Here is a 5,000-nt window from a genome sequence, read left to right as displayed (position 1 = left end):
TTTTAACTCAGCGTCGGGTTTTGAAGGGTTGTCATCCGTTGTGATAATTGTACCAGAAGGCAATTGATAGCCTGTTAAATTCCCTTGTTTCCACCACCTCCAAGCCGTTCGATAACTTATTCCTGTTTTTTTGCCTAGTCCGATAGTTTTGTCTGTACACATTACCATGAATAACTATATATGACCATATTTGTATTGAAACTTTACAATACCCCAGTTTCCGCTGCCGCTAATCTTACCAGCGACTTTTAACCGATATTTTAGTTAAGTTTTGAGTTATTATTGACCATTGGTTAGGGGTTGAGAACATTTCCCCTCAGGCTGCCAATTCCCCGACTCTCCCACTTACTTTTTATTTTTTACTGACTCGTACCATGTTAGACCTAAAGCAAATTAGAGAAAATCCAGAGGAAGTACAGAAACGCTTAGATAGTCGGGGAGGTAGTTATGATATTGCCCCTATTCTCCAGTTAAATCAACAACAGAAGGCTTTGGAGTTAGAACGCAGCAGTTTACAGGGCCGGGGTAACGAAATCGGTAAACTGGTGGGACAAAAAGTTAAAAGTGGCAGCGATGCCAACAGTCCCGAAATTTTGGTGCTGAAAACAGAAGGAAACGAGATTAAAAGTAAACTAGCTCAATTAGAACCGCAGGAAAAAGCCATTAAAGCGGCCATTGACCAAAAAATCTTAGATTTACCCAATTTACCCAGTGAAACCACTCCCATCGGTAAGGATGAACGGGAAAATGTCGAAGTCAGACGCTGGGGAGAGGAATATAAACCCACCAACCCGAATATTTTGCCTCACTGGGAAATTGGGGAAAAATTGGGCATTTTAGACTTTGAACGGGCAGTAAAGATCGCCCAGAGTCGTTTTGTTAATCTTATCGCGCTCGGGGCAGCCCTAGAAAGAGCTTTAATTAATTTTATGCTCGATCGCCATATTGTCGCCGGTTACACAGAAGTTTTACCGCCAATTTTAATTAATAGTGACTCCCTGCGCGGGACGGGACAACTGCCGAAATTCGCCGAAGAAAGCTTTAAATGTCGAGATGATGAGCTTTGGTTAGCACCAACGGCAGAAGTACCCGTAACTAACCTCTATCGCGATGAAATCCTCTCATCGGAGCAATTACCGATAAAACACTGTGCCTATACTCCCTGTTTTCGTCGAGAAGCGGGCAGCTATGGCAAAGATACGAGGGGCTTGATCCGTTTGCATCAATTTAATAAGGTGGAAATGGTCAAAATCGTCCATCCTGACGCTTCTGCTCAGGAACACGAAAGTTTAGTCGCTAATGCGGAGGCAATCCTGCAAGCTTTACAGTTGCCCTATCGCGTGATTGAATTGTGTAGCGGTGACTTGGGTTTTGCGGCGGCCAAATGTTATGACTTAGAAGTGTGGCTACCTTCGGCTAATACCTATCGGGAAATTTCCAGTTGTTCTAATTTTAGAGACTTCCAAGCACGACGGGCAAATATTCGCTTTAAAGAAAAAGGGCAAAAAGGCACTAATTTTGTCCACACCCTCAACGGTTCGGGATTAGCGATCGGTCGTACTATGGCCGCTGTCCTAGAAAATTATCAACAGCCAGACGGGACGGTAAAAGTGCCAGAAGTGCTGCAACCCTATCTAAAACGGGAAGTTATTTGTTAATTTTTGATAAAAATGCTTGACAAAATGTCTATATAGGGTTTGCTGAATAAATCTAAAAACCTTGTTGGGTAAGACTTTTAGACCTTTTGTCAATCAAAAAGTACCGGATATGGGAGTGATCAGGGGGAAAATTCAGGTACTTTTTCCCTGAAAATTGGGTAGTTGACCACCTGAAAATCGGTAAAACCCTACACCCCACACCCCACACCCCACACCCTGCCCCCAAGAAAAACTTTTTGCCGCAAACCCTATATAGTGCATTTGAAAGAATTGAGCTTAACCCCACTCTAGAATTGCCTGTTTTAAGGCTCCTTCGGGTAAATTGGCGGGATCAAAAGAATCACCCGCTTCTATTCTGGCTAAAGCTTCAAAAAAAGCCCTCACACCACTGGCCGGTCCCGATGGGTGGTCCATAATTCCGGTTCCCGCATTGAGGATAACATTACGTCCGTAATCCCGAAGGACCTGGGGAACAATACCGGGACGAATGCCGGCCGAGGGAACCGGAAAAACGTTTCTATCGCGCAAAATATCGCGAATTTTGCCTTCCTCCTGCGGATCGAAGGGTAAACTACCGTAGGCGGCGGGATATAGCACCGCATCGGCTCCTGCGTGGGCCATCATCGTTCCCAAAACCACAGAATAGGCTAATCCCGTATCGCTACCGGCACACATCGCTCCGGCAAAGGCAGGATGGGCGAAAATAGGAACATCGATCGCCGGATCACTGGCTAAAGCTTCTAAAACGGAAAAACCGTAGGTAAGAACGTTTAATAACAGGGCATTAGCCCCATGTTTCACTAATAAACGGGCTTTTCTCTGCAATTCGTCCGCTTTTCCAGTGACATTGACCGCATAGAGAACATTTCTGCCGGTTTGCTGCCGCACTTCCTCCAAAACCCGGCGACAACAATCTAGGCGCTCGTGGGTGGGAGCCACGGGAAGATCCGCCATGATTTCATCATCTTTAATCACGTCTAAGCCAGCAAAAGCCACTTCTCGCAGGATATCGGCGTGATCTTGGGCCGATAGTCCTAAAGCGGGTTTAAAAATTGCCATTACTAGAGGTCGATCATAAACCCCCAAACGTTGCCTAATTCCTGTGATTCCCAGCTTGGCTTTCGTGCCGTAGGTTTCGGGGAGATACACCCCCACCACTTTTCCGGCTCCAGCCATGGAATATTTGCCGAAAATCATGGTTAAAAGACTGGCGATGTCATTTTCAACGTTTATCTGGGGAAAACGCACCCTAGCCACCTTATAACCGTCGGCTTCCTCCCTGATCCCCACCACTTCTGCTAGGTGTTGTTGCAGCTGCTCTTGACGATGACTGTGGCGATCGCTCCAAGTGCCAGCGGTTTGACCGATTGCGATCGTTTTTGCCTGTTTTTCGGCATTAATAGCGGGAGGAAAGCGATAATCGACAATAATAGTCATAAAAGGTAAAAAAAGGGAGTGGGAATTATAAATTATAAATTATGAATTATGAATTGGGGAGGTGGGGAATTGGGGAGGTGGGGAATTGGGGAGGTGGGGAATTGGGGAGGTGGGGAAGTGGGGAGCCTTTTTTCAGTAAACAGTAATGGGTGAACTGAAAACTCACATCTGATAACTGATAACTGATAACTGATAATGGCTTCGATCGGTTTTCTCACCTATTGACAAGGGTTCCGCTAAAAGCCTACAAGTATTTTGGATAGGTATGGCCATTGAGGAACCGACCAAAATATGAAAATAAAGACAAGATTACGGGAATGGGGCAAATTTTTCTTAAAAAGCGGTGCTAGTATTGCCCTAGCACTATTTTTAATCTTAAGTCTGTTCACGGCTAAGGGGACTGCCCCTGCTTTAGCTGTGCTTGCTCAGGGTGACGCGGTAACGGATCCCACTGCTATTTTACGCAATGCCTTACCCATAGATAATAAACCAATTCGTCAAGTGCAACAATCGATCGAAGATATTGCCAAACATCTGCGGGCCAAGCGTTGGAGTCCGATTAAAAAAGATGTCAAGGATGCCAATTATGCCCTTTCTGCCAAAAGCAAGGCTATCTTAGATAGTGTTCCCGAAGCAAGTAAAAGCCAAGGGGAGGAATTAATCGAAAAACTCAAAACGGGAGTGGCAGACCTCGATACGGCCGTAGAAGCGAAAGATAAAGAGGCAGTTTGGTCAACCAGACGGGAATTGCTCAATAATATCACCGCTTTAGAAGAATTAATGGTGGTGGGTTTTCCCTTTAACGTTCCCCCGGAATACGCTAACTTGCCGCAATTGCGAGGACGTGCCACCGTAGAGATGCAGACCACCAAAGGGGATTTAACCATCGTTGTGGATGGTTACAGCGCTCCGATTAATGGGGGTAACTTTGTGGATTTAGTCCAACGGGGTTTTTATGACGGTTTACCCTTCATTCGCAGCGAAGATAATTTCGTTGTGCAAACCGGGGATCCCGTCGGTGCAGAAGAGGGATTTATTGACCCGAAAACTAAGCAATATCGCTCTATTCCCTTAGAAATTTTGATTAAAGGGGAAGAAGAACCAGTTTATGGCAATACTCTCGAAGAATTAGGGATTTACTTACCCAGTCTCGCCTTGCCTTTTAACGCTTTTGGTGCATTAGCCCTAGCGCGTCCGGATACTAATCCTAACGGAGGTTCCTCGCAATTCTTTTTCTTTAAATTCGATAATGAATTAACTCCTCCGGGGTTTAATCTCATGGATGGTCGTTATTCGGTTTTTGGCTATTTAGTCCAGGGAAAAGAGGTATTAGAAGAACTTACCGATAAGGACAAGATTATCAGCGCTAAAGTGGTTTATGGCTTAAATAATCTCGTCCAACCTAGCTAGGGTGGGGGTTTTTAACTGGCTCTTGTCAAGGCACAGAGATTAGTCAAGATAGGGGAAGCAGCTCAGATTCTGGGCGCTTCCCCCGATACCCCCAGAAAGTAGCAATTGTCGGGGTCAATATTCCCCGCTAGTGAAAGCAAGGCAGTTAGTGGATGTTACTGTGTTAACGACCTTTTCAGCAAAACGTAGTGGACTGTTTCAGCTAAAATAGGGCAATAGATTTCGGCTTAAAGTCTTAGATTATAAAATTTATAGCATTTTTCTAATACACCAAATTAGCTGAAACAATCCAGTAGGGTGCGTTAGACGGCAAAAATTGCTGCTTTGACTTGAAAGTAAAAATCCGTCGTAACGCACCACCTATCATCAACTAAGTAGCTGGTTACAATGAGATTACTTACTTAGGGCTTGCTGAAAAAGTCGCTCAAAGAATTATGCTATTAAGTGCCAATAATTTGTCGTTCAAATGATAAGTTTTACTTGAGTAAAATCACT

General features: G+C 44.7%; 3 protein-coding genes. 2 read left to right on the top strand and 1 reads right to left on the bottom strand.

Annotated elements, in window-relative coordinates; genetic code table 11:
- The first annotated feature begins 374 nt into the window (after positions 1-374).
- The gene (serS, locus tag IM477_RS20150; protein ID WP_287733228.1) at positions 375-1,658 is read left to right on the top strand and encodes a serine--tRNA ligase; all 1,284 of its coding nucleotides are present in this window, start codon (positions 375-377) and stop codon (positions 1,656-1,658) included.
- Positions 1,659-1,934: 276 nt separating this feature from the next.
- Here serS and IM477_RS20145 read toward each other — a convergent pair whose 3' ends face one another.
- Entirely contained in the window at positions 1,935-3,095 is a 1,161-nt protein-coding gene (locus IM477_RS20145; RefSeq protein ID WP_147069152.1) for a 2,3-diketo-5-methylthiopentyl-1-phosphate enolase, read from the bottom strand.
- Between the two features lie 291 nt (positions 3,096-3,386).
- Between IM477_RS20145 and IM477_RS20140 the strand changes: the two genes are divergently transcribed.
- Entirely contained in the window at positions 3,387-4,505 is a 1,119-nt protein-coding gene (locus IM477_RS20140; protein WP_287733227.1) for a peptidylprolyl isomerase, read from the top strand.
- Positions 4,506-5,000 lie beyond the last annotated feature (495 nt).

Origin of the sequence: Microcystis sp. M090S1 (assembly GCF_020246295.1) — a bacterium.
Lineage (GTDB): Bacteria > Cyanobacteriota > Cyanobacteriia > Cyanobacteriales > Microcystaceae > Microcystis > Microcystis aeruginosa.
The sequence above is the reverse complement of the archived record's forward strand: the minus strand, read 5'-3'. Positions and strand labels throughout refer to the sequence as shown.

Bases quoted from the DNA above. Each gene is read 5' to 3' on its own strand.
- IM477_RS20145 (WP_147069152.1), bottom strand. From the start codon at position 3,095: ATGACTATTATTGTCGATTATCGCTTTCCTCCCGCTATTAATGCCGAA.
- IM477_RS20140 (WP_287733227.1), top strand. From the start codon at position 3,387: ATGAAAATAAAGACAAGATTACGGGAATGGGGCAAATTTTTCTTAAAA.
- serS (WP_287733228.1), top strand. From the start codon at position 375: ATGTTAGACCTAAAGCAAATTAGAGAAAATCCAGAGGAAGTACAGAAA.